This window comes from Frigoribacterium sp. CFBP 13707, from assembly GCF_014842245.1.
In the GTDB taxonomy this organism is placed as follows: Bacteria; Actinomycetota; Actinomycetes; order Actinomycetales; family Microbacteriaceae; genus Frigoribacterium; species Frigoribacterium endophyticum.
In genome coordinates, this window is the sequence record NZ_JACYVL010000002.1 from 305,233 (window position 1) to 331,174 (window position 25,942).

The following is a 25,942-nucleotide window of genomic DNA, read 5'->3' on the forward strand; positions in this document are numbered from 1 at the left end:
TCGTGGGGGCGGGGAGCAGGTCTCGGGGCGCGGCGGCCCGGGGGAGGCGCGGTGCCCGTCACCGGGGAGCCACCGCCTCCGAGACCGCGCGCTCGAGGTCGAGCAGGCTGTCGCTCAGGCGGACGAGCTCGCGGTCGTCGGCGGGGTCGGCGTCCACGAGCACGTGGCGGAGGCCGCGGGGGTCGGCGCCGGTGAGCTGACCGACGCGGGCGAGGACGTCGTCGAGCGACGCGGAGGCGGCCAGCCCGACCCGGCGCCGGAGCCGCACCACGGTGCCGATCCGGAGCTGGTCGAGCGCGTGCCGGCGCGACCCCGACCGCTCGTAGAGGCGCGCCCGGCCCTCGGTCGTCTCCGACGCCCGGACGATCACGGGCAGGCGCTCGACCACGAGGGGGCCGAGCCGGCGGCCCCGCCACACGCCGGCGACGACGGCCGTCAGGGCGAGCAGGGCGAGCACCGGGGTGACCCATCCCGGCGTCAGGCTCGCGAGGGTGCCGCTGCCCTCGGGCACGTCGTCCGGGCTGGGCAGGTACCACACGACGTGGCCGGTCTGCCCGAGCAGCGAGAGCGCGAAGGCGGCGTCGTCGTCGTCGAGCACCGCGCCGTTGGTGATCGCAGTGGTGGCGCCCAGGACGGTCACCGTCCGGTCGCCGTCGACCAGCTCGACGAGGCCGGAGCCGCCCGACGCGTCGTCGGCGAGGCACGTGGTGACGTCGACGCCCGGGTCGACGCCGTCGACCGTGTAGGCGTACCCCCCGACCTGGACGCGGTCGAGGCGCTCGACCGCCGGCAGGTCGCAGCCCGGAGCGACGGCGCCGTCGTCGACCTCGGCCGCCAGGGCGAGGCCGGGCGCCACGGCGTCGAGGGCCACCTGGTCGGGGGCGAGGAGGAGGGTCCGCCCGGAGGAGGCGGCGACGTCCCGCCACTGGTCGGCGACGAGCAGGGCACCGGCGTCGTCGACCACCACGGTCGTGTCGGAGGCGTCGGCCCGGGCCTGCGCGGTCGTGGCGGCCAGCGAGGTGGTCACCTCCACCTCGACGCCCTGCTCCCTCAGCACCTCGACGACGGCCTTCGCCCCCGCGGGGGCCGCGTTCTCGGGGCCGAGGGCGCGCCCGCCCGTCGCGTCGCCGCCGCTCAGCAGCACGACGACCACCGCGACCGCGACGACTCCTGCGGCGAGCACGGCCCACGGGCGGGCCCGGCGGAGGGCGGCGCGGGGCGCGGGGGTCGACCGGGAGGGCGCGGCGGGCGTCGTCGTCGTCACGCGGGCACCGCCGTCCGGTCGCCCTCGAGCGCTCGGTCGAGGTCCGTGATCTCGCGCCACGCCTGCTCGGTGCCCGGACGGTCGAGGTAGCGGACCTCGTCGAAGGCCCGGGCGGCCGCCCGCAGGCGCTCGGCCCGGGCCGGGAAGAGCCGTGCCGCGCGGTCGCCCACCGTGCGGGCCGTGGTGCCGGGGCTCGTGGTCAGCACGTCGCGCTCGACGAGGGCCCGCGCGAGGGCCCGGAACGACTCGACGACGGCGCGGTCGAGGTCGCCGGTCGCCGCGGCCTCCCGGGCGGAGGCGCGGAGGGCGTCGGCGTCGCGCTCGTCGTCGTCGCCGAAGAGCTCGCCCGGGCGGGCGGAGCGGCGCTCCAGGTGCGGCAGCCCGTAGACGAGCACCACGCCCACGACGACCGCGACGACGACGACCAGGACGATCACGAGCGCGACGGCCGGTGCTCCCTCGGCGTCTCCGAACCGGACGCCCTCGATCCACGACCAGAACGCGTCGGCGGCACGGTCGAGCCAGGTCGGCTGGGCGGCGACGTAGTCGCGCTCGGTGAGCTCCTGCTGGAGCAGGCGCCGCGCCTCCTCGGGGTCGGGCCGGAGCGGAGCGGCGACGAGCGTCACGGCGGCGGAGGCGAACGTCACCGCGGGGGAGCCGCGTCGCCCCAGGGCGAGCGCCACGGGTCGGGCAGGTCGGCCTGGCCGGCGTCGCGTCGCTCGACGTGCCGGACGAGCTCGAGGTCGAGCCCCTCGGTGCGGATGCGGCGGTCGACGTACACGAGGGCGGTGCTCGCGGCCTGGACGACCGAGCCGATGGACGCGACCACGGCGGCCACGGCGAAGGTCAGCAGGTACCCCGCGCCCGTCACGACGAGGACGGTCGGGGAGGTCAGGTCGCCGGTCGGCGCGAGCGCTCCGGCGAGGAGGCCGGCGAGGAGCGAGATCGGGGTGCTCGCGACCTGGGCGGCGACCTGGATCATCACGAGGACGAGCACGACGACGCCGAAGGTGCGCCAGAACGAGCCGCGGACGAGGCGCCAGGAGCGCGAGACCGCGGCGCCGAGGGTGAGGCGCTCGAGCATCAGGGCGCTCGGCACGAGGCTCAGCTGCACGCTGAGCCAGACCCCGACGGCGAGCGCTCCGAGCCCCGCGAGGAGGCCCGAGACAATGCCGATCGCGATGCCCGTCCCGCCGCCGACGACGAAGCCCAGCGCCACGACGCCGGCGACGACCGCCACGGCGACCAGGTACGCCAGCGTCAGCAGGGCCGACCAGCCCAGGAGGGCGCCGCGCCGGCCCGCCGTGAGCGCCCACAGCCCGCCGAGGCGCAGCCGCTGGCCGAGCAGCTGGCGGGAGGTCTCGAGCACGAAGAGGCCCTGGAGCAGGGCGCTGACGACCACGGAGAGGAGGAGCGGCACGATCGTCGAGAGGAGCGTCACCGCGACCGCGCCGGCGGCCACGGCGTCGCGGTCCTGGGGCAGGGCGGAGTCGACGCGGCTGAAGGCGGCCGCGGCCGTGCCGCCGGTGACGCCGAGGGTGACGACGAGCAGGACGACCTGGGCCAGGAGCGCGGTGCCGAAGGTGGTGCGCGGGTTCCGGCGGAAGACCTGGAACGAGCCCGTGAGGACCTCGCCGAAGGTGAACGGCCGGAGGGCGAGCAGCCCGGGGCGGGGAGGCGGCGTCCAGCCGGGAGGCGGACCCGGGGCGGGGGACTGCTGCTGGGCCCACGGCGCCTGCTGCCCGTACGGCATCGGCTGCCCGTAGGGAGTCGCCTGCCCGTAGGGAGTCGCCTGCCCGTAGGGAGTCGCCTGCCCGAAGGGAGTCGGCTGCCCGGAGGGAGTCGGCTGCCCGGAGGGAGTCGGCTGGCCGGGGGGAGTCGGCTGCCCGGTGGGCTGGTGCTGCCCGCCCTGCTGCTGCTCCGGCGCCGGGGGCAGGCGCTCGCCCCAGCGGGGCTCGTCCTGGCCCGCGCCGGGCGCCGCCCAGCCGTCCACGTCCGTCATGGTGCCCCCCGGTGGTCCGCCCGCGGGATCGCCCCGCGGTGCCGCCATGTTCCCACGCGGCGGGCGGCGGGTGCCAGCCGACGGGCGCCTCCTGCACTAATCTCGGGTGAGGTGCCGCCTCCCGAGCGGCCCAGCCGAGGACGGAGACCATGACCCCGCGCATCCTGGTGGTGGACGACGACCCCGCGCTCGCCGAGATGATCGGCATCGTGCTCCGGGCCGCCGACTTCGAGCCCCACTTCTGCAGCGACGGCAGCGCCGCCGTCGACGCGTTCCGCAACTCGGCCCCCGACCTCGTCCTGCTCGACCTCATGCTGCCGGGGATGGACGGCCTGGCCGTCTGCGCGGCGATCCGGGCCGAGAGCGGGGTCCCGGTCATCATGCTCACCGCCAAGGGCGACACCGTCGACGTCGTCGCGGGCCTCGAGGCCGGGGCCGACGACTACGTCGTCAAGCCCTTCGACCCCAAGGAGCTGGTGGCCCGGGTGCGCACCCGCCTGCGGCCCTCCAGCGAGCCGACGACCGACGTCCTGACCGTCGGCGACCTCCGCCTCGACGTCGCGGCCCACGAGGTCCGGCGCGGCGACACGGTCATCGGCCTCACGCCCCTCGAGTTCGAGCTGCTGCTGGCGCTGGCGTCGAAGCCCCAGCAGGTCTTCACCCGCGAGATGCTCCTCGAGCAGGTGTGGGGCTACCACTACAAGGCCGACACGCGCCTCGTCAACGTGCACGTGCAGCGCCTGCGCGCGAAGGTCGAGCACGACCCGGACGCCCCGCGCATCGTGACGACGGTGCGCGGCGTCGGCTACCGTGCCGGCTCGTCCGCCTAGGCCCTCCGGTGCCGCGGGGGCGCCCGCGGCTCGCGGGGCCGGGCCCGTGACGGTCGAGTCCGTCGCCGCCGCCCTCCGCCGCGCGTGGCTGGGCCGGCGCGGCTGGCCGTCCCGCGTCGCGGGCTTCTGGCGGTCCTCCCTGGAGTTCCGCACCGTCGCGACCACCGTCGTGATGGCGGGCCTCGGGGCGACGATCATCGGCACGACCATCTCCGTGAGCATCGGCGCGAACCTGTACGACCAGCGCCGCGACCAGGTGCAGTCCGAGTCGCTGCGCGCGACGCTGCTCGCCCAGAGCATCTTCGACTCGGCCACGGCGACCGAGGACGCCGACCAGGTCGAGCTCGACTCGCTGCAGAACGAGGCGCAGAGCGCCATCCTCGCGTCGACGTCGAGCCCGGGCGGCACGAGCATCGCCATCCTGCGGACCCCGGGCCAGACGACGGCGCAGACCATCCAGGCGATCGCGAGCCCCGACTTCCCCGCCGACCAGATCACGCCGGAGCTCCGTGACCAGGTGGCGGCCGACACGGGCGCCCTCGCCCTCCAGCCCGTCTCGCTCCGGGGGCCGGGCGGCGACGCCCCCGGCCTCGCCGTGGGCTCGACGCTGCAGGTGCCGACGGCCGGCCAGTACGAGCTCTACCTCGTCTACGACCTCAGCGACGCCCAGACGACGCTGTCGCTCATGCAGCGCACGCTGGCGCTCGGCTCGCTGGCCCTCGTCGTCCTGATCGGCGTCGTCACCTACGTGGTCGTCCGGCTCGTCGTGGGGCCCGTGCGGGTCGCCGCCGAGACCAGCCAGAAGATCGCGGCCGGCCAGCTCGACCAGCGCATCCCCGAGAAGGGCCAGGACGTCGTCGCGACGCTCGGGCGGTCGTTCAACGGCATGGCCGACGCCATGCAGAGGCAGATATCCCAGCTCGCCGAGCTGTCGCGCGTGCAGCAGCGCTTCGTCAGCGACGTCTCGCACGAGCTGCGGACGCCCCTGACGACCATCCGGCTGGCGGGCGACGTGCTCTACGACCAGCGCGCCTCCTTCACGCCGACGGCCGCCCGCACGACCGAGCTGCTGCACACGCAGGTCGACCGCTTCGAGGTGCTGCTGGCCGACCTGCTCGAGATCTCGCGCTTCGACGCGGGGGCGGTCGAGCTCGACCTCGAGAGCACGCGCGTGGTGGGTCTCGTCGACGACGTCGTCGCCGAGTTCGAGCCGCTCGCGGCGGAGGTCGGCAGCACGGTGACCATCGACGCGCGCGGCGGCTACCTCGAGGCCGAGGTCGACCCCCGCCGGCTGCGGCGCATCCTGCGGAACCTGCTCGGCAACGCGATCGAGCACGGCGAGGGGCGACCGGTCGAGGTCGAGGTCGACAGCGACGAGGAGGCGGTGGCCGTGGCCGTCCGCGACCACGGAGTCGGGATGACCCCCGCCGAGGCCGAGCGCGTCTTCGACCGGTTCTGGCGGGCCGACCCGTCGCGTCGCCGCACCATCGGGGGGACGGGCCTCGGCCTGGCCATCAGCCTGGAGGACGCGACCCTGCACGGCGGCCGGATCGACCTGTGGTCGCGCCCGGGCGAGGGGAGCCGCTTCGTGGTCACCCTGCCGCGGGCGGCGGGCACGACGGCGACCACCCGGCCGCTGCGGGCCGAGCCGGACGACGCCGCGACCGTGCAGGCCACGGCCCCGGGCACGCCGGAGCCCACCTCGGCCGAACCGTGGAGCGGGACGACGGAGGTGCACGGTGGCTGAACGACGACGACGGGCGAGGGCGATCGCCGCGCTGGCGGCGGTGCTGCTCGTCCTGACGGGCTGTGCCTCCATCCCCGACCGGGGCCCGGTCGAGCGCGGTGACGACGTCTCGAGCGAGGTGCCGAGCGAGGTGGTCTACACGCCGAGCGGCCCGGTTGCCGACAGCTCGCAGGAGAAGATCCTCCGCGACTTCCTGGCCGCCGGCACCGGCCCGCAGGACAACTACGCGGTCGCCCGGCAGTTCCTCGCGGGAGGCTTCGCCGACGACTGGGACCCGCGGGCCAGCGTCACGGTCCGCCCGGGGGACGGCGCCACCACCCGGGTCGGCGAGGCCGACCTCGAGTACGCCTTCCTGACGTCGGCGACCGTCGACCAGGGCGGGCACTACGTGCCGTCGACGAGCGACGTCCCGACCACCCTCGCGTACTCGTTCGTGCGGGAGGACGGGCAGTGGCGCATCAGCGAGGCCCCCGACGGCACCGTGCTGAGCCCGGCGACCTTCCAGTCGGTGTTCCGGGCGCACGCGGTCTACTTCTACGACCCCACGTTCACGTACCTCGTGCCCGACGAGCGCTGGTTCCTCGCGCGGTCGTCGACGAGCACCCGCATCGCGAGCGCGTTGCTGGCCGGCCCGTCGGCGTGGCTGCAGGGCGCCGTCGTCTCCGCCTTCCCCGACGGGACGCAGCTGTCGCTGACCGCGATCACCGTGGCGGACGGCACCGCCCGCGTCGACCTGACCTCCGACGCCCTGAGCGCGACGGACGACGCGAGGGCGCGCATGCAGGCGCAGCTGCTCGCGAGCTTCTCGACCCTCTCGACGGTCACCGCCGTCGAGCTCAGCGTCGAGTCCGCGCCGCTCGACGTGCCCGACCTGGGCCGGGCCGCGCCGCTCCGCGACCCGGCCGTCGACGCCCGCCCGCTGGTGCTCGCGCAGGGCGAGCTCGGCTTCGCCTCCCGGTCGGCCCTCGCGCCCCTCGACGGGCTGTCGGCGGCCGTGGCCGCCCTGTCGCCCACCTCGGTCGAGGTGTCGGCCGACCTCACGCGCGCCGTGGTCGGGACGGCGGGCGGCAGCGCCCTGGTCACGGCCGACGGCCGCAGCCTGCTCGTCGACCCTCGACCGGGCCTGGTCGCGCCCTCCCTCGACGGGGCCGGCTGGCTCTGGAGCGTCCCCGCCGACGATGCGCGGAACGTGACGGCGTGGTCCCCGGACGGCAGGCCGCAGGTGGTCGCCTCGACCCTGCCCGTCGGCGACCGCGTCGTGTCGTTCCGCGTCTCGCGGGACGGCACCCGGGCCCTCGTGCTGCTGGACGACGACGGGGCGTCGCGGCTGCTCGTCGTGGCCCTGCTGCGCGACTCGCGGCAGGTGCCGACCGCCCTGGGCCCGCCCCTCGAGCTCGCGGCGCCGACGGGGTCGCCGGTCGACGCGACCTGGGCCGACCAGCTGACCGTGGCGACCCTGACGACGGCCGACGACACGACCCGCGCCACGCTCAGCGAGGTCGGGGGCGCCGCCGTCACCGCGGGCCGTCCGGGCGACGACGCCTCCGCGATCGCCGGCGGCACCGGCCTCGCCCGGCTGCAGGTGCTCTCGGGCGACGGCGCCGTGCTCGAGCCCCGGGGGAGCACCTGGCAGGGGACGGGCGTGACGGCCGACCTCCTGGCGACGCAGCGCTGACCCGGGCGGCGCGGCGCACCGCCGCCCCGTCGTCCCTCCCCACCGTGGTCGTGCGCCCGTTCGTCCCCGGGGCGGCGGGCGGACCGGCGTCCGGCGGCCGGCACCGTGCGACGGTGTCGGCGTGACGACCTCGCCCCGACCCTCCGCCGCCGGCCTCGGCCCCGTCCTCCGCGAGGCGCTCGGCGTGCTGTCGCCGGTCCGCTGTGCGGGCTGCGGCCTCCCCGACGTGGAGCTCTGCCGGGCCTGTCGGGTCCGCCTCGAGCCGAGCCCGGAGGTCGACGAGCTGCCGGGCGGGCTGGTGGTCGTCTCCGGGCTGCGGTACGAGGCCGAGGTGCGCTCGACGGTGCTGGCCTACAAGCAGCAGGGGCGCCTCCGCCTGGCGACGGCCCTGGCACCCGCGCTGGCCGCCTCGGTGGCGCTCGCCGCGCCTCCCGGGGTCGGCGGGGCCCCGCCCGTGGTCGTCGCCGTCCCGTCGTCCCCGCGGGGGCGGCGGCGCCGTGGCTGGGACCCGGTCGAGCTGCTCGTGCGCCGGGCCGGGCTCCGGGCCGTCCGCCGGGGGCTCGTCGCCCTGCCGGGCCGCGGGGCGCAGAAGGAGCTCGACCGCGAGGCCCGCCGGCGCTCGCGGGCGGGCAGCCTCCGTGCCCGGCCGGGGCTGGCGGGGCTCCGGGTCGTGGTCGTCGACGACGTGGTGACCACCGGCAGCACCCTGCTGGAGGCGCGGCGTGCGCTGGCCGCGGAGGGCGCCGTGGTCGTCGCCGCGGCCTGCGTCGCGTCCACCCCGCTGCTCTCGCGGAGACGACCGTGAGCCCTCCCGCGGCCGCCTGTGGACGGCCTGGGGATCTGTCCCGTCGGTGGCCGGGAGGTGACAGGCGGGGGTCCACCTGGCTACGGTGGGCAAAAGGCGTGAAAGGACATCCGCCTGGCTGACAGGCGGCACGTCGATAGCCAGAGGAGGTCGTCATGGAAATTTCCGTCACGGGTCGAAACGTCGGCATCACCGATCGTTTCCGCGACTACGCCACTGACAAGGCCGACAAGGTGGCGCAGCTCGCCACGAAGGCGCTCGCCCTCGAGATCAAGGTCTCGCGGCACCACGAGAAGTCGAGCGGCCAGGCCGGCGACGACCGGGTCGAGCTCACGCTGATCGGCCCCGGGCCGCTCGTGCGGGCCGAGTCGACCGGGAGCGACAAGTACGTCGCCTTCGACCTGGCCATCGCCAGGATGCTCGAGCGGGTGCGGCGCGCGAAGGACCGGCAGAAGGTCCACCGGGGCCAGCACCGACCGACGTCGCTCCGTGAGGCCTCCGGAGCGGACTTCAGCGGCATCGACGTCACGCCCGCCGCCGCCGAGACCCTGGACGCCGTGCGCACCGGCTCGATCGCGACGGTCGTCGCCGACGACGAGGCGCCCTCGGACGAGGAGCAGGAGGACGACTACTGCCCCGTCGTCATCCGCAGCAAGGTGTTCGCGTCGACGCCGATGACCGTCGACGACGCGCTCTACTACATGGAGCTGGTGGGGCACGACTTCTACCTCTTCATCGACGCCGAGACCGAGCGCCCGAGCGTCGTCTACCGGCGCAAGGGCTGGGACTACGGCGTGATCGGGCTCGACCAGAGCGCGAGCGAGCTGCAGGAGGCCGCCACGCAGGCCCGCGCCGGCGTCGTCGCCTGACCCGGTCCGCCCCGGGGCCCGCGGCCACGGTCCGGGCGCGGGGGAGCAGACCGCTCCTCCCCGCGTCCAGGGCCGTGGCCGCTAGGCTTGCTACCATCCGAGCTGGTCCAACCGGGCCTCCTCACGGGCTGGCGTCACCAGCCGCCCCCGGGGCACGCGGCTCCGCCGCCTGCCCGACCGAGTCTCAGATCCAGGGAGTCACCAGTGGCCAACGTCCTCGAGAGGGTCCTCCGCGTCGGCGAGGGCCGCATCCTCCGCCGCCTCAAGGCGTACGCGAACGCCGTCAACGAGCTTGAGGACGACTTCAGCACGCTGACCGACGACGAGCTGCGCGCCGAGACCACCGAGCTCCGCGAGCGGTACGGCAACGGCGAGTCGCTCGACGACCTGCTGCCCGAGGCGTTCGCCGCCGTGCGGGAGGCCTCGAAGCGGACCCTCGGCATGCGCCACTTCGACGTGCAGCTGATGGGCGGTGCAGCCCTCCACCTCGGCAACATCGCCGAGATGAAGACCGGTGAGGGCAAGACCCTCGTCGCGACCACCGCCGCGTACCTCAACGCCATCGCGTCGCGCGGCGTGCACGTCATCACGGTCAACGACTTCCTCGCGAGCTACCAGTCCGAGCTGATGGGCCGCGTCTTCCGCGCCCTCGGCATGACGACCGGCTGCATCCTCGCGGGCCAGACCCCGGCCGAGCGCCGGGAGCAGTATGCCGCCGACATCACGTACGGCACGAACAACGAGTTCGGCTTCGACTACCTGCGCGACAACATGGCGTGGCAGGCCTCCGACATGGTGCAGCGCGGCCACTTCTTCGCGATCGTCGACGAGGTCGACTCGATCCTCATCGACGAGGCCCGCACGCCGCTCATCATCTCCGGCCCTGCCTCGGGCGAGGCGAACCGCTGGTTCGCGGAGTTCGCGACGATCGCGCGCCGCCTCGTGGCCGGCACCGACTTCGAGGTCGACGAGAAGAAGCGCACCGTCGGCGTGCTCGAGCCCGGCATCGAGAAGGTCGAGGACTACCTCGGCATCGACAACCTCTACGAGTCGGCGAACACGCCGCTGATCTCCTTCCTCAACAACGCGATCAAGGCCGACGCCCTGTTCAAGCGCGACAAGGACTACGTCGTCATCAACGGCGAGGTCCTCATCGTCGACGAGCACACGGGTCGCATCCTGAGCGGCCGCCGGTACAACGAGGGCATCCACCAGGCCATCGAGGCCAAGGAGGGCGTCGAGGTCAAGGCCGAGAACCAGACCCTCGCGACCGTCACCCTGCAGAACTACTTCCGCCTCTACGGCAAGCTCTCCGGCATGACCGGCACGGCCGAGACCGAGGCCGCCGAGTTCATGAGCACGTACAAGCTCGGCGTCGTGCCCATCCCGACCAACAAGCCGATGAAGCGGATCGACCAGACCGACCTCGTCTACAAGAACGAGACGGCGAAGTTCGACCAGGTCGTGGAGGACATCGTCGAGCGCCACGAGGCGGGCCAGCCCGTCCTCGTCGGCACCACCAGCGTCGAGAAGAGCGAGTACCTGTCGCGCCTGCTGGCCAAGAAGGGCGTCCGCCACGAGGTCCTCAACGCGAAGAACCACGCTCGCGAGGCCGCCATCGTCGCGCAGGCCGGTCGCGTCGGCGCCGTGACCGTCGCCACCAACATGGCCGGTCGAGGCACCGACATCATGCTCGGCGGCAACGCCGAGTTCCTCGCCGTCGCCGAGATGAACGGCCGTGGCCTCAGCCCGGTCGACACCCCCGACGAGTACGAGGCCGCCTGGGACGACGTCTTCGCCGCCAAGAAGGCCGAGGTCGCCGAGCAGGCCGAGAAGGTCGTCGAGGCGGGCGGGCTCTACGTGCTCGGCACCGAGCGCCACGAGTCGCGGCGCATCGACAACCAGCTCCGCGGGCGCAGCGGGCGTCAGGGCGACCCGGGCGAGAGCCGGTTCTACCTCTCGCTCACCGACGACCTGATGCGCCTGTTCAACTCGGGGGCGGCGGAGTCGCTGATGGGCCGCGGCAACGTGCCCGACGACCTGGCCATCGAGAACAAGATCGTGGGCCGGGCCATCCGCTCCGCCCAGTCGCAGGTCGAGTCGCGCAACGCCGAGATCCGCAAGAACGTCCTGAAGTACGACGACGTCCTCAACCGCCAGCGCGAGGCCATCTACGGCGACCGCCGCCACATCCTCGAGGGCGACGACCTGGCCGACCGGGCCAGCGCCTTCCTGGAGGCCGTGGTCGACGAGGTCATCGACCAGCACACCGGAGACGGCAGCCCCGACGACTGGGACCTGGACGCGCTCTGGACGGAGCTGCGCACCCTGTACCCGATCTCGATCACCATCGACGAGGTCATCACCGAGGCCGGCTCCAAGGGCAAGGCGACGAGGCAGTTCCTGGGCCAGGAGATCCTCTCCGACGCGAAGGTCGCCTACGCCGAGCGCGAGTCGACGCTGGGCGAGGCCGCGATGCGCGAGCTCGAGCGACGGGTCGTCCTCTCCGTGATCGACCGCCGCTGGCGCGACCACCTGTACGAGATGGACTACCTGAAGGACGGCATCGGCCTGCGGGCGATGGCACAGCGTGACCCGTTGGTCGAGTACCAGCGTGAGGGCTACGCGCTCTTCCAGAGCATGATGGGCCAGATCCGCGAGGAGTCGGTCGGGTTCCTGTTCAACCTCGAGGTCGAGGTGCAGGGCCAGGTCGGCGCCGCCGAGGCGCCGGTGATCGCCGCCAAGGGCCTCGAGCCCGAGAAGGCGCAGCCGAAGCTCGAGTACTCCGCCCCGAACATCGCGGGCGAGGTCGAGGTCCGCGACCAGAAGGGCCGGCTCGAGCAGGCGGCGACCGCCAAGGCCCAGAAGGCGCAGGACGACGCGGAGCAGGGCGACGGCCCCGACGTCGCCGCCGCGCGGACGACCAGCGGCACCGGCGCCCCGGCCGGCAAGGGCGCCTTCGGGCAGCCGACCGGGGGCTCCGCCGCCGCGCCGGTCAACCGGGCCGAGCGACGAGCGGCCGGCAAGAAGTCCTGACCCGCCGGTGACGACGAGGGAGGCCGGGCACGGACCGCGAGGTCCGCGCCCGGCCTCCCTCGTCGTCCGGGCTGACCGTCGTCCGGGCTCTCGTCGTCTCGGAACGGGGCCCCGGCCGTGCTGCCGGGGCGTCGCGGTCAGAGCACGTGGAGGGCCGTCGCGCGCCACCGGCGGCCGGTCGTCTCGAGACGGATGGCCACCGACCTGGTCCGGGCGCGCCCGTGCACGACGACGACCGTCTCGGCGACCCCCGGGGCGGGTTCGCTGACGTGGACACGGCCCACCCGGAACACGGGCCGTTGGCTCCGGACGCCGCTCGCCTCGCGGGCGCGGGCGGCGAGTCGGACCCGTTTCTGCAGCACGGCCCACACTTCGCCGTTCACCCACCGGGAGACCTGGTCGAGGTCGCGTGCACCGGCCAGGATCTCGAGGACGCACCGTGCCAGGCCCTCCGCGGCGACCGCGGCGTCGGGCAGGCTGGGCGGCGCCACGGGACCACGGGCGGCCGCAGGGGCGTCGTCCACGGCGTGCAGGAGGCGCGGTGCCGGGGGAGCCTCGGGCGTCGCGTCGGTCGTCGTGACCGGCGCGTGCTCGGTGCCGGTGACGGCGTGGAGGCGGCGGCCTCCTGCATCGGCCCGCTCGTCGTCCGGGACGGGATCGGTGGCGGCGGCCACGGCAGGGACGGGCATCAGGCTCGGACTTTCGTCGGGGGACTTCGTCGTCGTTTCGGTGACTACTCGCGTTCAACATATGACATGTCCTCCATGTCACGACAGGGCCGTGGCCGGCCTGTGGACAATCGGGTCTGCCCACCGGCAGGGGAGGGGCAGGGGCCCTCTCGCACGTCGACCTAGACTGGGGCGGTGTCGACGCTCAGTGATCTCGTTCTCGCCCAGGGCCGCTCCACCGAGGCGGACGTCGAGTGGCTCCATCTCCTCGTCGGCGACTGGCAGCTGCTCGCGGACCTCGCGTTCGCCGACATGGTGCTCTGGGTGCCCACGGAGGGCGACAGCTTCGTCGCCGTCGCCCACGCTCGCCCGTCGAGCTCGGCGACGCTGTTCTACCGGGACTTCGTCGGCCAGGAGGTCCGCCCGGAGTGGCGCACGCAGATCGAGCAGGCCTTCACCACGACCCGCATCGTCGACTCGGCCGCGCCCGACTGGTACGAGGAGACCCCGACGCGGGTCCGCGCCGTCCCTGTGCTCCGTCGCCTCGGGGCGAGCCGCCCCGACGTCACCGACGCTCCCATCGCGGTCATCACCCGCCACACCAACCTCAGCGAGGCGCGGACCCCCAGCCGCCAGGAGCTGACCTTCAACCAGTGCTCCAACGACCTCTTCTCGATGATCGCGGCCGGCGACTTCCCCGACCTCGGGGCACCGACCGGGCCGCGTCGCGGTGCCCCCCGCGCCTCCGACGGCCTGCTGCGCCTCGACGTCGACGGCCTCGTGACCTTCGCCAGCCCCAACGGCCTCTCGGCCTTCAACCGGATGGGGTTCGCCGGCGAGCTCGAGGGGGAGTCGCTGGCCGAGGTCACCACCGGGCTGCTGCAGGGCAAGCTCGTCATCGACGAGTCGTTGCCGCTCGTGGTCACCGGCCGCGCGCCGTGGCGGACGGACATCGAGGCCCGCGGCGTCACCGTGTCGCTCCGGGCGATCCCGCTCCGTGACCGGGGCGAGCGGGTCGGGGCCATCGTGCTCTGCCGCGACGTGACCGAGCTGCGCCACCAGGAGCGCGAGCTCATCACGAAGGACGCCACGATCCGTGAGATCCACCACCGGGTCAAGAACAACCTGCAGACGGTGGCCTCGCTGCTCCGCATCCAGGCCCGCCGCACCCGGACCGACGTCGCGCGCGAGGCGCTGACCCAGGCCATGCGACGGGTCGCGTCGATCGCGGTGGTGCACGACACCCTCTCCGAGGGCCTCAGCCAGAACGTCGACTTCGACACCGTCTTCGACCGCGTGCTCATGCTCATCGCGGAGGTCGCCTCGAGCCACAACACGACGGTGAGGCCGACTCTGACGGGCAGCTTCGGCGCGTTGCCGAGCGAGTACGCGACCCCGCTCGCCCTCGCGCTCACCGAGCTGGTCACCAACGCGGTCGAGCACGGCCTCGACGGCCGCGACGGGGAGGTCGAGATCGTCGCCGAGCGCGACGACGAGCAGCTCACCGTGAAGGTGCGCGACAACGGTGTGGGCCTGCCCGAGGGCAAGGTCGGCTCGGGCCTCGGCACGCAGATCGTCCGCACCCTGATCCAGGGCGAGCTCGGCGGGACCATCGACTGGCACACGCTGGTCGGCAGCGGCACCGAGGTCACCATCGAGATCCCGTTCCGGTGGCTCACCCAGGCTTAGCGCGCCCAGCCCCACGCACGAAGAAGCCGGCCCCCTCGGGGGCCGGCTTCGTCGTGCGTGCTGTGCTGAGCGGTCAGCTGGCGCGGCGGGCGCGAGCGGCGCGGCGCTTCAGCGCACGGCGCTCGTCCTCGCTGAGGCCGCCCCAGACGCCCGAGTCCTGACTGGTCTCGAGGGCGTACTGCAGGCAGGTCTCGGTGACGGTGCAGCGACCGCAGACGCTCTTCGCCTTGTCGATCTGGTCGACGGCCGGGCCGGTGTTGCCGACCGGGAAGAACAGCTCGGGGTCAGCTGTCAGGCACGCGGCTTTGTCACGCCAATCCATCGATGGGTACTCCTTTTAAATGCTGGACCGGCGCGTCGAAGCACCAGGTTCCGGATGGGGGAAAGATGAGAATTCGGGAGGCGCGCACCACCATGTGCCCGTCACTTCGACCTCGAATATGCTCGCATACTGGGGGAGCCAGATCAAGGATTTTCATGGAGGCCCCAGCGTGACCGACGCCCGCGACACCGAGCCCGACGACGAGACAGAACTGTCCGCGAGGCCGCGGCGGAGCGCTCTCCTCTGGCTGCTCGTCCTGCTGCTCTCCGCCGAGACGGCCCTGCTCGGGGTGGCGACCGCCTACCTGCTGATCGAGCTCGTCACCGTGCGCCCCGACTCCTACGCCTCGGCCACCGCGATCCTCGTCCTCACCCTCCTGGCCACCGTCTGGCTGGGGGCCGTCGTCGTCGGGGTGCTGCGCGGCCGGGCCTGGATCCGAGGGGCGGCGATCGTCTGGCAGGTGCTCCAGATCGCCGTCGGCGTCGGCAGCCTCCAGGGGGTCTTCGCGAACGCCGCGGTCGGCCTCTGGCTGATCGTGCCCGCGGTGGTCGTGGTCGTCCTGCTGCTCGTGCCGAGCGTGGTCGCCCAGACGTCCATCCGCGACGAGGCGCCCCCGCACGCGTATTGACGCGCCCCCGCACGCGTGCTGACGACGCGAGGCCCCGCCCGCGGTCGCGGACGGGGCCTCGTCATGGGACGCGGCCGTCGGTCAGTCGATGCCGAGCTTCCGGCGGAGCATCGCCACGTGGCCCGTCGCCTTCACGTTGTACAGCGGCAGCTCGACCGCACCGTCCTCGTCGACCACGAACGTCGAACGGATCGTGCCCGTGACGACCCGGCCGTAGCTGTTCTTCTCCCCGTAGGCGCCGTACGCCTGGTGCACGGTCAGCCCCGGGTCGCTCAGCAGCGGGAAGGTCAGGCCCTGCTCGTCCTTGAACCGGCGCAGCGCCTCCGGCTCGTCCTTCGACACCCCGAGCACCTGGTAGCCCGCCGAGGCGAGCGAGTTCAGGTTGTCGCGGAAGTCGCAGGCCTCCGTCGTGCAGCCCGGCGTCGACGCCGCCGGGTAGAAGTACACGATCACCCGGCGCCCCGCGAAGTCGGACAACGACACCGGCGCACCCGACTCGTCGGGCAGGGTGAACGACGGCGCCGGAGCGCCCTTCTCGAGCGTGGTGGACATGCTTCTCCGATCTCGCGGCACGACGGGCGTGCCGGTGGTTCTCAGGGGGTCTTCGGACATGCTAGAGTCATTCCTCGTTGCGGAACGTCCCGCAGCACGCACCTCTAGCTCAATTGGCAGAGCAACTGACTCTTAATCAGTGGGTTCTCGGTTCAAGTCCGAGGGGGTGCACGCGATATCTGATCCCCCGTGTGCCCGCTTCGCTGGGCAGCGGGGGATCTCGCGTTCCACGCTTCTGTCCGCTCCGCGGACACGCGGCTCGTCGTCGGGCGGGGCGGGGGTCTGACCCGCCAGGTCGCTGTGGCTCGGGGCGGCGGCGCTGCGCGCGCCGGGGTGGAACGTCGCTTCGCTCGTTCCGGGGCGGCGGCGCTTCGCGCGCCTGAGCGGGGGGAACGTCGTTTCGCTCGTTCCGGGGCGGCGGCGTTTCGCGCGCCTGAGCGGGGGGAACGTCGCTTCGCTCGTTCCGGGGGCGGCCGGGCCCTGCGCGGGTCAGGGGGCGGGGCGGGGGGTGAGGAGGGCCGCCAGGGGGAGAGCTGCGGCGAGGAGAGCGGTGGGGAGGGGTGACGCCGGGTCCTGGGAGGCGGCGAGGACGTCGACGGCGTAGACGGCGGCCCACGGGACGAGCGAGACGACGACGACGGCGGCCGCGGTGGCGCGGCGACGACGGGCGAGGACGACCGCCGCGAGGAGGGCCGCGAGCATCAGCAGGAGGAGCGTGGCGGCCTGGAGCGGGCCGGACCAGAACCAGCCGCGGGCGGTCTGGCCGAGGCCGTGGGAGAGGGCGACGGCGGCGGTGAGGACCGCGACGGCGACGCTGCCCCCGACGACGAGCCGGGGTGACCGCGGCGTGCCGACCATCGCCACGATCGCGCAGGCTCCGACGAACCCCAGCGTCGTGCTCGTCGGGCCGTCCCAGCCCAGGTCGAAGCCGTCACGGCCCGTGACGGGCAGCACGAGGCAGAGCAGCAGGGAGACGGCCAGCCAGCCTCGCGCGATGCCCCACCGGCCGGCGAGGCCGACCGCCACGGCGGCGACCCACAGCAGCGCCAGGACGACCCCGGGGTCGAGGAAGGGCCCGAAGTGGCTGAGCTCGTGCTGCAGCGCGCGCTCCCGGAGGAACGGCCCCCACGACGTCGTGACCGCGTGCACCAGCGACCAGCCCGTGCCGGTGGCCAGGGCGACCGTCGCCGCCCCGTCGCGCACCGACGTCGTCCGCGCGAGCAGGCCCTCGACGACGCCCGACCCGGGCGAGACCAGCGTCGACTCGACGGGATCGATCAGGCGGCCCTGCGTGGTCTCGGTCACGGGACGACGGTAGGGCGACCGGACCGTCGGTGTCGTCATCCTGGGGGAGGAGGGGGACGAGGGCCGCCGCAGGAGGGCTGCCCCGTGGGGGAACGGCGTGCCGGCCCTCAGGCCCCGTCGTCGTCGCGCGGGTGCTGCGCAGCCGCGTCGCGCCCGGTCACCGGGTACGGCCCGGTCATGCCCTCGCGGAGGCGGGCGGCGGCGAGGATGCGGTCACGCTGCAGGTACCAGCCCAGCACGAGCAGCGGGATGATCAGCACGAGCGACGCCACCGTGAGCGACCCGATCGGCCAGTCGATGGCCATCAGCACGAGGACGGCGACCAGGAAGGCGAGCGTCAGCCAACTGGTGACCGGCGCGCCCGGCAGCCGGAACGAGGGCTCCTTCGCCTTGCCCTGCCGCGCCCACTGCCGCAGCCGCATCTGGCAGAGGATGATCGTGCCCCACGCGGTCAGGATGCCGAGCGAGGCGATGTTGAGCACGATCTCGAAGGCCGCGCTCGCGCCGACGACGGCGTTCAGGCCGACGCCCAGCAGGGTGATGCCGGCGGTCAGGAGGATGCCGCCGAACGGCACGCCGCCCTTCGACATGACGGTCGTGAACTTCGGTGCGGAGCCGTTCATGCCCATCGAGTGCAGCACGCGACCCGTCGAGTAGAGGCCCGCGTTGAGGCTCGAGAGCGCGGCCGTGACGACGACGAAGTTCATGATCGAGCCGGCGACCTCGCCGATCTCGGGGGAGCCGATGCTGCTGAAGAACGTGACGAACGGGCTCTCGCCGGCCCGGTAGGCCGTGAACGGGAGCAGCAGCGACAGCAGCACGAGCGAGCCGACGTAGAAGACGGCGATGCGGATGATGACGGTGTTGATGGCGCGGGGCACCACCTTCTCCGGGTGCTGGGTCTCGCCTGACGCCGTGCCGACCAGCTCGATGGCCGCGTACGCGAACACCACGCCCTGCACGACGATGACGGCGGGCAGCAGGCCGTTCGGCAGCAGGCCGCTGGCGGCGATCACCGACCAGCCCGTGTCGACGGCCTCGCCGCCGTTCGTGACGGGGAAGGAGGCGGCGAGCCAGACGACCCCGACGACCAGGAAGACCACGAGCGCCGCGACCTTGATGATCGCGAACCAGAACTCCATCTCGCCGAAGACCTTGACCGCCAGGAGGTTGACCGAGAGCACCACCGCGAGGGCGACGAGCGCCAGCAGCCAGTCGGGCGCCGACGTGAACGCGCTCCAGTAGTGCAGGTAGAGGGCCACCGCCGTGACGTCGACGATGGCCGTCATCGCCCAGTTGAGGAAGTACATCCACCCCGCCGCGTAGGCCGCCTTCTCGCCGAAGAACTCGCGGGCGTACGACACGAACGACCCCGACGACGGACGGTGCAGGACCAGCTCGCCGAGGGCCCGGAGGATGAAGAAGGCGAACACGCCGCAGATCGCGAACACGACGGCCAGGGCCGGGCCGGCGTTGGCGAGGCGGCCGCCGGCTCCGAGGAAGAGCCCCGTCCCGATGGCGCCCCCGATCGCGATCATCTGCAGCTGCCGGGGCTTCAGCCCGTGCTGGAACCCGGCCTGCTCGTGGCTGAAGTCCTGCGGGACGTGCTCGGTCGTGGAGTCGCCGTCGTGGTCGCGGGGAGTGGTCATATATCGACCCTAGAGCGTGACGTACGCCCCCTGCACGTCCGTGACGTCGGGCCGGGTCGACGGTCGTGGAGCCGCCGTGTACCCCGCTCCCGGGGTCACCTCAGAGAGACCACCGACGACGCACAGCGGAACACCAGGGCCCCGAGGGGGAGGCGCGGGTAGCGTCACTCCTGGTCGTCCCCCACCGGGGGCGGCGCCGAACGATCCGCACCACCGAGCCGGGCAGCGCCCGAGCCGTAGGAAGGCACCACCCGTGAGCACGACGACCAGCATCGAGCCCCTCCGTCGCAGCGCCCGCATCCTCACCCGGTCGGTCGCCCCCGACCTCGTCCAGGTCTCGACCCCCGACCGCGTGCTCGGCTTCGTGAGGTCCGACCGCGACTCCTACGTGGCCCTCCGCGGCACCGACCCGCGCTGGGCCGACGAGCTCGGCCGCTACATCAGCCAGGGCCTCGCCCTCGAGGCGCTCCGCCTCCGCAAGCGCTCGGTCTGACCCGGGTCAGCCGCCCGCGGGCGCGCCGTCGCCCACGGTCGCGAAGAACGAGGTGAGCTCCGTGTCGATCCTGGCCCGCGCCTCCTCGTCGGTCAGGGCGGGCGTGCCGTCGCCCGACTGCTCGCCGTAGGAGCCGAACTGGGCGTGGCTCGAGCCGTCGATCTCGACCATCGTCGCGTCGGCCGGCAGCATGTCGCGGTACCGCTCGACGTCGTCGGGCGTGCTGAGGCCGTCGTCGCTGCCGGAGAGGCTCAGCACGGGCAGGTCGTCGTCGCCCGAGAGGTCGGTCGTCGCGCAGTACGAGCCGAACAGCACGAGGCCGTCGACCGAGGGGTCGTCCGCCGCGTAGCCGCAGGCGCGCACCCCGCCGAGCGAGTGCCCGCCCACCGCCCAGTTCGTCACCTCGGGGGCCGCGGCCGTGAAGTGGTCGAGGCCCCGCCAGTCGAAGAGGCCGAAGCCGAGCACGGGGCGCTCGATCACCACGGTGACGCCGGTCGCGACCAGCCCGGAGAGCACCTCCTCGTACGCCTGCGGGTCGACGCGGGCGCCGGCGACGAAGACGAGGCCCTGGTCGAGGGCCTCGGTCTGCGCGGGGCGCATGACGACGAGGTCGGGGCGGTCGGTGACGGCGACCCGCGGGTCGTCGGCCACGGCCCGGAGCGAGGAGGCGGTGGCCGACATGGGCAGCTTCGCCCACGTGAAGAAGCCCACCGCCACCAGCACGACGACGGCGAACGCCCCGAGGCCGATCGCCTTCGCGACCCGTCGCCCCCGGCCGCGGTGTCCGGCCGGGGTCGAGGGCGTGGCGGCGTCGTGACGGGAAGCTGTGCGTTGTCTCACGGTCTCAGTGTGACGGGTGGCCGCCTGGACCTCGCCGGTGAGCGTCCGACAGGGTGGACGGATGCCTTGGATACAGCTCGTCATCTCGGTGGCCGCCGCCGTCGTGCTCACCTTCGTCGTCTCCGCCGTCGTCGGCTGGGTGTTCGGATTCGTCGCGAAGCGGAAGGAGTGGGCGGCCGCCTTCGTCGCCCGCATGCGCCGGCCGTTCCGGTGGACGCTGCTCGTCGTGCTGATGACGATCGCGCTCCGCACCTCGTTCGACGCCATGTTCGGCACGCCCTGGCCGGGCCAGGAGGCGGTCTCGCAGCTGTTCCGGTGCGCGGTCATCGTCGTCGTGGCCTGGTTCGTCGGCGCGCTCGCGATCTTCTTCGAGGACCTCGGGCTGGCCCGCTACCGGGTCGACACCCCCGACAACCGGGTCGCCCGGCGCGTCCGCACGCAGGTGCTCATCCTCCGCCGCCTCACCATGGTGGTCGTCGTCGTCCTGGCCCTCGGCGCCGTGCTGCTCGGGTTCCCCGGCGTCGAGGCGGTCGGCGCGAGCGTGCTGGCCAGCGCCGGCCTCGTCTCGGTCGTGGCGGGCCTGGCCGCGCAGTCGACCCTCGCGAACGTCTTCGCGGGCATCCAGCTCGCGTTCTCGGACGCCATCCGCATCGACGACGTGGTGGTGGTCGAGGGGCAGTGGGGCCTGATCGAGGAGATCACGCTGTCGTACGTCGTCGTGCACATCTGGGACGACCGGAGGCTCGTGCTGCCGTCGACCTACTTCACGACGACGCCCTTCGAGAACTGGACCCGACGCACCAGCGAGCTGCTCGGCGCCGTCGAGCTCGACCTCGACTGGCGCGTCGACACGGGGGCCATGCGCGCCGAGCTCGACCGGATCCTCGCGGGCACCGACCTCTGGGACGGCCGCACGAAGGTGCTGCAGGTGACCGACGCCACGGGCGGCTACGTCCGCGTGCGGGTCCTCGTGACGGCGAAGGACGCCGGCACGCTCTTCGACCTCCGCTGCCTCGTCCGGGAGGACCTCGTCACGTGGCTGCACGCCCAGGCCCCCGAGGGCGTGCCGCGCAGCCGCGTGCAGATGGTCGACGCCGAGCCCGTCCGCCCGCGGCGCCCGGCCGCGTCGAGCTCCGGCTCCGGCGGGCTCTTCACCGGCGAGAACGCCGACAGCGAGCGCACCGCCCTCTTCACGCAGGCCATCCCGATCCCGATCGTCCACGACGCCGACCCCGCGCCCCGGCCCTACGCCTCGTCCCTCGGCGCCGAGGCCGAGCACGACCCGCACGTCGCCGGTCGGCCCGACGGCCGGGGCGACGGGCGCCCCGACCGCTAGGCCCCTCGGCGCCCGAACGACGAAGGAGGCGCGCCCCGGTCACCCGGGGCGCGCCTCCTTCGTCGTGTCGGGGGCTCTCAGTCGTCGGACTTCGCGGCCTCGACGACGTTGCCCACCGCGATCGCCGTCGTGGCCGCCCAAGCCACGGCGGTGAGCAGCAGGCGCCAGTCGCGGGGCCCCGCGGCGAGGCTCTTGATGAGGCTGAGGCCCGAGAAGGCGGAGCTGATGATGGCCCCGTTGAAAAGGAATTTGCGCACTGGTCTCTCCTGTGGTCGGTGGCTCCACGCTACCCGGGGGCGCCCTCAGGGGCACGGCTGTGTATGGTGAGCTGCCCGGCGCCCGTGCCGTGCCCGTCCCGCCCGAGGAGACCCGTGCGCACAGCCGTCCTGGGAGCAGTCCTGCTCGTCGTCGGGGCCGTCGCCCTCGTCGCCGGGGTCCTCACCGGAGACGAGCTGCTGGCGCTCGTCGAGCGGGTCGCCCCGGTGCTCGGCTTCGTCGTCGCCCTGACCGTCGTCTCCGAGCTCGCCGCCGAGGCCGGGCTGTTCTCCTGGCTGGCCGGGGTCGCCGCCCGTGCCGCCCGAGGCCGCGTCGTCGTGCTCTGGGCCGCGGTGGTCGTGCTCGCCCTCGTCTGCACGGTCTTCCTGTCGCTCGACACCACGGCCGTGCTGCTCACGCCCGTGGTCGTGCTGATCGCCCGGCGCGTGGGCCTGCCGCCCCTGCCCTTCGCCCTGACCACGGTCTGGCTCGCGAACACCGGCTCGATGCTGCTGCCCGTGTCGAACCTCACGAACCTCCTCGCGCTCGACGCCCTCGGCTCGCCGTCGCCCCTGAGCTTCGCGGCGCTCGTCGCCCCGGCCGCCGTCGTCGGCGCCGTCGTGCCCGTCGCCGCCGTCGGGCTCCGCTACCGCCGCGAGCTCCGCGGCCGCTTCGATCCGCCCGCCGCGGAGGCCCCGGCCGACCGCGTCCTGTTCGGCGTCGCCGCCGCCGCCGTGGCCCTGCTCGTCCCCGCCCTGGTGTCGGGCGTGGAGGTCTGGATCCCCGCCGCGGCCGCCGCGCTCGTGCTCGTCGTCGCCACCGCCGTCCGCCGTCCGTCCGTGCTGCGGATCGGCCTTGTGCCCTGGGGCACGCTCGTCTTCGCGAGCGGCCTGTTCGTCGTCGTCGAGGCGGCCCACTCGCTCGGGCTCGCCGACGCGCTCGCCGCCCTGGTCGGGTCGGGCGAGGGCCTGCCCGACCTGCTGCGCCTCGCCGGCGGCAGCGCGGTCGCGGCGAACGTCGCCAACAACCTGCCGGCCTACCTCGCGCTCGAGCCGGTCGCCGGGTCGCCGCTGCGGCTCGTCGCCGTGCTGATCGGCGTCAACATCGGCTGCCTCGTCGCGCCCTGGGCCTCGCTGGCCACGCTGCTCTGGCACGGCCGGCTGACGTCGATGGGCGTCGAGGTCGCCTGGGGGCGCATCGTGCTCGGCGGCCTCGTCGTCGCGGTGGTGGCGGTGCCGCTCGCGGTGGTCGCGACCGTGCTGGTCGCCTGACCGACCGCGGCCCGGGGCGCGCGCAGGGCCTCGCGGGCGAACGACAGCGTGCGGCGGAGGGCGTCGACCAGCGACTCCTCGCCGGCGCCGCGCCGGTCGGCGTGCACCTCGGCGACGACCGCGCCGCTCCAGCCGGCGGCGGCCAGGTGCGAGAGCACCTCGGCGACCGGCTGCGTGCCCGTGCCCGGCACGAGGTGCTCGTCGACGAGGCCGCCCGGCCGGGCCGAGACGGTGCCGTCGCAGAGGTGGACGTGACGGAGGCGCTGGCCGAGCGCCAGCGCGAGGTCGAGGGCGTCGCGGCCCGCGACGGCGGCGTGCGAGAAGTCGAGCGTGGTCGCCGCCACGTCGAGGCCGACCGGGTCGTGCCCGGGGGAGTAGACGTCGGCGACGACCGGGCCGAGGCGCCACGGGAACATGTTCTCGACGGCGAGCTCGACGCCCGTCGCGGCCTCCACGTCGCGCACGACCTCGACGAAGCGGGCGGCGATGCGGCGCTGCCAGCGGAACGGCGGGTGCACGACGACGGTCGGCGCCCCGAGCTCCGCGGCCAGCTCGGCCGAGCGCAGCAGCTTGTCGCGCTGGTCGCGACCCAGGGCGAAGTGGGCCGCCGGCAGCACCGGCGCGTGCACCGACAGCACGGGCAGGCCCCACCGGGCGACGGAGGCGCGGAGCAGCGAGGCGTCGCGGCTGCCCCGGTCGGCGGTCACCATCACCTCGACGCCGCCGTAGCCCACCCGGCGGGCGAGGCGGAAGGCCTCGTCGGCCGGTCGCGGGAAGACGCAGGACGTGCTCATGCCGACCGTGATCACGCGGCCAGGCTACGACCGGGGCGTGACCACGCCGCGGGGCCGAGCGTGAACGTCGGGCGAACGACGGGCCAACGCGGCCGCTAGAGCCAGTCGCGCTTCCGGAACTGCCACCACAGCAGGCCGCCCACCCCCACGATCAGCACGCACGAGGTCACGAAGCCCGACACCTCGCTGAAGCCCGGGTACGGCACGTTCTGCCCGTAGAAGCCGGTGATGGCCGTCGGCACAGCGATGATCGCCGCCCAGCTGGTGACCTTCTTCATCACGTCGTTCATGCGGTTGGACTGCAGCGCGAGGTTCGTGTCGAGGATGGTCGAGACGAGGTCGCGCAGGCTGTCGTTCTGCTCGGCCACCCGCAGCACGTGGTCCTGCACGTCCTGGAAGTAGGGCTGCATCACGGGGTCGACGTCGTGCAGGTCGCGTCGCAGCAGGGTGGCGACGAGGTCGCGCATCGGCGCCGAGACCCGGCGCAGCAGCACGAGGCTCTTGCGCAGCGCGAACGACCGCTTCTGCACGTCGACCGTGCGAGGTGCCGGGTCGAAGAGGTCGTCGGCGATGCCCTCGATCTCGTCGTCGAGCGAGTCGGTCGCGGCCGAGTGCCGGTCGACGACGCTGTCGACGAGGCCCCAGAGCAGGAAGGGGACGCCGTGCGCGGCCAGCTCGACGTTCTGGTCGTAGGTCGCCGCGAGGTGCGCGACGTCGAACTCGGGGTGGTGGATGGTGACGAGCGCCCGCCGCGTCAGGAACGCCTTGACCTCGCTCGTCGTCAGCACGCCCGAGCGGGCGTCGAGGGCCACGTCGTAGAGCACGGCGAAGAGGTGGCCCTCGTAGTGGTCGATCTTGGGGCGCTGCCCGCCGACCAGGGCGTCCTCGACGGCGAGCTCGTGCAGGTCGAGCTCGTCCTCCAGCTGGGCGAGGTCGTCGGCCGTGGGGTCGGTGAAGTCCACCCAGACGGTGCAGTCGCGCTCGAGGTGGTCGCTGACCTCGGCCAGCGGGAACGCCTCCGCGACGAGCCGCCCGTCCCGGTACGCCCGGGTCTGCGTGGGCGTGCGGGTCTCGGTCGGGGCCGTCGTCATGGGGGCATGCTATTCCCGTGACCCCGCACGTGAAGCAGCGCCCCGACGCCCCCGACGGCTTCTTCGAGGCGGAGGCCGCGGGTCTGGCCTGGCTCGCCGAGGCGACGCCCGACGGCGGCGTCCGCACCGCGCGCGTCCTCGAGGTCGGCCCCGGTCGGATCGTGCTGGAGGAGGTGCCGGAGGCGCGGCCCGGGCCCGCCGCCGCCCGCGCGTTCGGCGCGGCGCTGAGCGTCACGCACGCGGCGGGCGCCGACGCCTTCGGTGCGCCTCCCGCCGGCTGGCGGGGCGCCTCCTTCATCGGGCGTCGCCCCCAGGCGACCGAGCCCTCCGACTCGTGGGGCGCCTTCTACGCGGAGCAGCGGGTGCGCCCCTTCGCGTACCTCGCCCACGACGCGGGCACCCTGACCACCGACGAGCTGGACGCGGTCGAGACGGCCTGCGACGCGGTCGCCGCCGGCGCCTTCGACGACGGCGCGCGGCCCGCCCGGCTGCACGGCGACCTCTGGGCCGGCAACGTCCTGTTCGGCGACGACGGCGTCGTGCTGATCGACCCGGCGGCGCACGGCGGGCACCCCGAGACCGACCTCGCCATGCTCCAGCTGTTCGGCTGCCCGTACCTCGACGACGTCCTGGCCGGGTACGACGAGCGCTCCCCGCTGCGACCCGGCTGGCGGGAGCGCGTGCCCCTGCACCAGCTGCACCCCCTCGCCGTCCACGCCGCGGGGCACGGCCGGTCGTACGGCCGGGCGCTCGCCGAGGCGGCGGAGGCGGTGCTGCGGCTCGGCTGAGCGGGGGAGGAGAGCCGGGGGACGACCCTGATC

23 protein-coding genes, 1 tRNA gene and 1 pseudogene are annotated in these 25,942 nt (G+C 74.0%); 13 read left to right on the forward strand and 12 right to left on the reverse strand.

All coding sequences use genetic code 11. The annotated features are described in order from the left end of the window. Positions 1-58: 58 nt before the first annotated feature. The 3 genes from IFT45_RS05160 to IFT45_RS05170 are packed head-to-tail and all read right to left on the reverse strand — an operon-like array spanning position 59 to position 3,266. The gene (locus tag IFT45_RS05160) at positions 59-1,264 is read right to left on the reverse strand and encodes a DUF4350 domain-containing protein (protein ID WP_192127026.1); all 1,206 of its coding nucleotides are present in this window, start codon (positions 1,262-1,264) and stop codon (positions 59-61) included. Next, positions 1,261-1,911 (reverse strand): DUF4129 domain-containing protein, encoded by a 651-nt coding sequence (locus tag IFT45_RS05165; protein WP_192127028.1) that lies wholly within the window; start codon positions 1,909-1,911, stop codon positions 1,261-1,263. The genes IFT45_RS05160 and IFT45_RS05165 overlap by 4 nt, the downstream gene beginning before the upstream one ends. After that, positions 1,908-3,266, reverse strand: a complete 1,359-nt coding sequence (locus IFT45_RS05170; RefSeq protein WP_192127030.1) for a hypothetical protein — start codon at positions 3,264-3,266, stop codon at positions 1,908-1,910. Before IFT45_RS05170 ends, IFT45_RS05165 begins: the two co-directional genes overlap by 4 nt. A 149-nt stretch (positions 3,267-3,415) precedes the next feature. On the opposite strand from IFT45_RS05170, the gene mtrA reads away from it, so the two are divergent. From mtrA to secA, 6 genes are all read left to right on the forward strand, one after another. Continuing rightward, positions 3,416-4,096: an MtrAB system response regulator MtrA gene (gene mtrA, locus IFT45_RS05175; protein ID WP_056053426.1), complete on the forward strand. Its 681-nt coding sequence runs from the start codon at positions 3,416-3,418 to the stop codon at positions 4,094-4,096. A 46-nt stretch (positions 4,097-4,142) separates the two neighbouring features. After that, complete coding sequence (gene mtrB / locus IFT45_RS05180; RefSeq protein ID WP_156369902.1) at positions 4,143-5,843, forward strand: MtrAB system histidine kinase MtrB; 1,701 nt, start codon at positions 4,143-4,145, stop codon at positions 5,841-5,843. Then, the gene (locus IFT45_RS05185; RefSeq protein WP_192127032.1) at positions 5,836-7,518 is read left to right on the forward strand and encodes an LpqB family beta-propeller domain-containing protein; all 1,683 of its coding nucleotides are present in this window, start codon (positions 5,836-5,838) and stop codon (positions 7,516-7,518) included. The genes mtrB and IFT45_RS05185 overlap by 8 nt, the downstream gene beginning before the upstream one ends. 121 nt (positions 7,519-7,639) lie before the next feature. Next, on the forward strand, positions 7,640-8,323 hold the full coding sequence (locus tag IFT45_RS17625; RefSeq protein WP_192127034.1) for a phosphoribosyltransferase family protein: 684 nt from the start codon (positions 7,640-7,642) through the stop codon (positions 8,321-8,323). A 155-nt stretch (positions 8,324-8,478) separates the two neighbouring features. Next, complete coding sequence (gene hpf / locus IFT45_RS05195; RefSeq protein ID WP_192127036.1) at positions 8,479-9,192, forward strand: ribosome hibernation-promoting factor, HPF/YfiA family; 714 nt, start codon at positions 8,479-8,481, stop codon at positions 9,190-9,192. Between the two features lie 204 nt (positions 9,193-9,396). Then, a complete protein-coding gene (gene secA, locus IFT45_RS05200; protein ID WP_185231986.1) occupies positions 9,397-12,228 on the forward strand; it encodes a preprotein translocase subunit SecA in 2,832 nt (943 codons plus the stop codon). Between the two features lie 137 nt (positions 12,229-12,365). Here the strand turns inward: secA and IFT45_RS05205 are convergent, their stop codons facing one another. Further along, entirely contained in the window at positions 12,366-12,917 is a 552-nt protein-coding gene (locus tag IFT45_RS05205; RefSeq protein WP_192127038.1) for an Rv3235 family protein, read from the reverse strand. Positions 12,918-13,091: 174 nt separating this feature from the next. Between IFT45_RS05205 and IFT45_RS05210 the strand changes: the two genes are divergently transcribed. Beyond that, complete coding sequence (locus IFT45_RS05210) at positions 13,092-14,585, forward strand: sensor histidine kinase (RefSeq protein WP_056053441.1); 1,494 nt, start codon at positions 13,092-13,094, stop codon at positions 14,583-14,585. A 73-nt stretch (positions 14,586-14,658) separates the two neighbouring features. Here the strand turns inward: IFT45_RS05210 and IFT45_RS05215 are convergent, their stop codons facing one another. Beyond that, positions 14,659-14,907 (reverse strand): WhiB family transcriptional regulator, encoded by a 249-nt coding sequence (locus IFT45_RS05215; RefSeq protein WP_056053444.1) that lies wholly within the window; start codon positions 14,905-14,907, stop codon positions 14,659-14,661. Between the two features lie 169 nt (positions 14,908-15,076). Between IFT45_RS05215 and IFT45_RS05220 the strand changes: the two genes are divergently transcribed. Further along, the gene (locus IFT45_RS05220; RefSeq protein WP_255465313.1) at positions 15,077-15,535 is read left to right on the forward strand and encodes a hypothetical protein; all 459 of its coding nucleotides are present in this window, start codon (positions 15,077-15,079) and stop codon (positions 15,533-15,535) included. Positions 15,536-15,616: 81 nt separating this feature from the next. Here IFT45_RS05220 and bcp read toward each other — a convergent pair whose 3' ends face one another. Continuing rightward, positions 15,617-16,087: a thioredoxin-dependent thiol peroxidase gene (bcp, locus tag IFT45_RS05225; RefSeq protein WP_192127040.1), complete on the reverse strand. Its 471-nt coding sequence runs from the start codon at positions 16,085-16,087 to the stop codon at positions 15,617-15,619. A 98-nt stretch (positions 16,088-16,185) separates the two neighbouring features. On the opposite strand from bcp, the gene IFT45_RS05230 reads away from it, so the two are divergent. Further along, a tRNA-Lys gene (locus IFT45_RS05230) sits at positions 16,186-16,258 on the forward strand. A gap of 318 nt (positions 16,259-16,576) precedes the next feature. Here the strand turns inward: IFT45_RS05230 and IFT45_RS05235 are convergent. Together IFT45_RS05235 and IFT45_RS05240 are read right to left on the reverse strand one after the other, a co-directional pair. Next, on the reverse strand, positions 16,577-17,392 hold the full coding sequence (locus IFT45_RS05235) for a hypothetical protein (protein ID WP_192127042.1): 816 nt from the start codon (positions 17,390-17,392) through the stop codon (positions 16,577-16,579). 107 nt (positions 17,393-17,499) lie between these two features. After that, entirely contained in the window at positions 17,500-19,041 is a 1,542-nt protein-coding gene (locus tag IFT45_RS05240; protein ID WP_056053453.1) for an amino acid permease, read from the reverse strand. Between the two features lie 253 nt (positions 19,042-19,294). On the opposite strand from IFT45_RS05240, the gene IFT45_RS05245 reads away from it, so the two are divergent. Next, complete coding sequence (locus IFT45_RS05245; RefSeq protein WP_192127044.1) at positions 19,295-19,534, forward strand: hypothetical protein; 240 nt, start codon at positions 19,295-19,297, stop codon at positions 19,532-19,534. Positions 19,535-19,540: 6 nt separating this feature from the next. Here the strand turns inward: IFT45_RS05245 and IFT45_RS05250 are convergent, their stop codons facing one another. Beyond that, positions 19,541-20,374 (reverse strand): alpha/beta hydrolase, encoded by an 834-nt coding sequence (locus tag IFT45_RS05250; RefSeq protein ID WP_371810877.1) that lies wholly within the window; start codon positions 20,372-20,374, stop codon positions 19,541-19,543. A gap of 61 nt (positions 20,375-20,435) precedes the next feature. Here IFT45_RS05250 and IFT45_RS05255 point away from each other — a divergent pair, with 61 nt between their 5' ends. Continuing rightward, positions 20,436-21,710: a mechanosensitive ion channel family protein gene (locus IFT45_RS05255; RefSeq protein WP_192127048.1), complete on the forward strand. Its 1,275-nt coding sequence runs from the start codon at positions 20,436-20,438 to the stop codon at positions 21,708-21,710. A gap of 77 nt (positions 21,711-21,787) precedes the next feature. Here the strand turns inward: IFT45_RS05255 and IFT45_RS05260 are convergent, their stop codons facing one another. Further along, positions 21,788-21,967 carry a hypothetical protein gene (locus IFT45_RS05260; RefSeq protein WP_167258785.1) on the reverse strand — a complete coding sequence of 60 codons (180 nt, stop codon included), beginning with the start codon at positions 21,965-21,967 and terminating at the stop codon, positions 21,788-21,790. Positions 21,968-22,081: 114 nt separating this feature from the next. Between IFT45_RS05260 and IFT45_RS05265 the strand changes: the two genes are divergently transcribed. Further along, positions 22,082-23,236 carry an SLC13 family permease gene (locus IFT45_RS05265; protein WP_192127050.1) on the forward strand — a complete coding sequence of 385 codons (1,155 nt, stop codon included), beginning with the start codon at positions 22,082-22,084 and terminating at the stop codon, positions 23,234-23,236. 68 nt (positions 23,237-23,304) lie between these two features. On the opposite strand, the pseudogene IFT45_RS17005 reads toward IFT45_RS05265, so the two are convergent. Together IFT45_RS17005 and IFT45_RS05270 are read right to left on the reverse strand one after the other, a co-directional pair. After that, a pseudogene (locus IFT45_RS17005) lies at positions 23,305-24,030 on the reverse strand (sugar phosphate isomerase/epimerase family protein); the annotation flags it as partial. A gap of 95 nt (positions 24,031-24,125) precedes the next feature. Next, on the reverse strand, positions 24,126-25,121 hold the full coding sequence (locus IFT45_RS05270; protein ID WP_192127052.1) for a magnesium transporter CorA family protein: 996 nt from the start codon (positions 25,119-25,121) through the stop codon (positions 24,126-24,128). A gap of 17 nt (positions 25,122-25,138) precedes the next feature. Between IFT45_RS05270 and IFT45_RS05275 the strand changes: the two genes are divergently transcribed. Continuing rightward, on the forward strand, positions 25,139-25,909 hold the full coding sequence (locus IFT45_RS05275; RefSeq protein WP_192127054.1) for a fructosamine kinase family protein: 771 nt from the start codon (positions 25,139-25,141) through the stop codon (positions 25,907-25,909). Positions 25,910-25,942: the final 33 nt, after the last annotated feature.